At 72.5% G+C, this 426-nt stretch carries 1 pseudogene; it reads right to left on the reverse strand.

Features of this window, described 5'->3' with window-relative positions:
* Positions 1-312, reverse strand: a pseudogene (locus TW83_RS19045) (hypothetical protein); the annotation flags it as partial.
* Positions 313-426: the final 114 nt, after the last annotated feature.

Here is a 426-nt window from a genome sequence, read left to right on the forward strand (position 1 = left end):
GCGGGCAGGGCCGGCGACGCCCTGCGGCCGGGGAACGTCCGCGTCGGACGCGGCGATGACCGACACGGCCTGCGGCGGGACGGGCCCCGCGGGCGCGCGGTACCATGGATCGGCGTCCGGCAGAGGTGATGTCGCCTGCGGTCCGGTCGGGGCCTTGGAGGTCAGGACTGCGACTTGGGCCGGGCTGTCGGAATACAGCCGCTGCTCCTCGGTCAGGCGCAGGAACTGCGGTCCCAGTTCGACCGAGGCAGGCGCCGTCGCCCCGTACAGCGCAAGCTGCACGATGCTGGCCATCAGGACCAGAACGCGCATGATGCACGCCAAGGGTGTCCGCTGTCCGTCCATGGCGCGGATATTGCAGACGCCGCCGGGGCGATGCAAGGGCGGGTGGGGGGGCGCAGACGCGTTTGTCACCCCACCGGCAGG

Origin of the sequence: Paracoccus sp. S4493 (assembly GCF_000967735.1) — a bacterium.
GTDB classification, from domain to species: domain Bacteria; phylum Pseudomonadota; class Alphaproteobacteria; order Rhodobacterales; family Rhodobacteraceae; genus Paracoccus; species Paracoccus marcusii.